This is a genomic window from Bradyrhizobium genomosp. III, from assembly GCF_000261705.1.
Lineage (GTDB): Bacteria > Pseudomonadota > Alphaproteobacteria > Rhizobiales > Xanthobacteraceae > Bradyrhizobium > Bradyrhizobium ottawaense.
In genome coordinates this window covers 1-736 of the sequence record NZ_AJQF01000298.1, presented here as the reverse complement: position 1 = coordinate 736, position 736 = coordinate 1, and the positions used below count along the sequence as shown (strand labels likewise).

Below are 736 nucleotides of genomic sequence, written 5' to 3'. Positions count from 1 at the left end.
CTCGCCGTCCGGCACCGCCGCCATCAGGTCGAGGCCGGCCGCCTCGGTGGTTTGATAGGCCGGCATTGGCAGGCCTTCCGCATGGGCCAGGCGTTGCAGTTCGACAGTGACCTTCGTGCTCAAGATGCCGGCTCCAGGGATTTGTCGGTCACGCTTCGTGCGACATGCGCGACCAGTTCGATGGCGACCTGTTCCTTGGTCATCACCGGCCAGGAATCAACTGCAATCTCGCCGTCCTTCTCACCATTCTTGCGACTGATCAGATGCACGGTGTTGCGGTCGCCGCCCATCACGCCCGTGGCGGGCGAGACGTCGTTGGCGACGATCCAGTCGCAGCCCTTGCGGGCAAGTTTTGACTTGGCGTTGTCGATGAGGTGCTCGGTCTCGGCGGCAAAGCCGATCACGAGCGGCGGACGCTTGTCGGTCAGCTTCGAGATCGTGGCGAGGATATCGGGGTTCTCGATGAGCTGAAGCGGCGGCATGCCGGCCGCGGTCTTCTTCAGCTTCTGCTCGCCTTCGTTGGCGACGCGCCAGTCGGCGACGGCGGCGGCAAAGATCGCGATGTCGGCGGGGAGCGCGGCCTGCACCTGCTCCAGCATCTGCCGCGCCGATTCCACATGCTTCACCGTCACGCCCTGGGGATCGCTGAGGTCGACCGGACCGCTCACCAAAATGACCTCGGCACCGGCGGCCTGTGCGGCGGCGGCGATGGCAAACCCCTGCTTGCCGGAAGAGC

At 65.5% G+C, this 736-nt stretch carries 1 protein-coding gene and 1 pseudogene; both read right to left on the bottom strand.

The window, feature by feature from the left end; genetic code table 11:
• Positions 1 to 123 (bottom strand): annotated as a pseudogene (locus IC66_RS48450) (dUTP diphosphatase); the annotation flags it as partial.
• A partial coding sequence (locus IC66_RS0124885) for a phosphopantothenoylcysteine decarboxylase domain-containing protein (protein WP_038949459.1) occupies positions 120 to 736 on the bottom strand: 617 nt, incomplete at its 5' end. The gene IC66_RS0124885 and the pseudogene IC66_RS48450, both read right to left, overlap by 4 nt.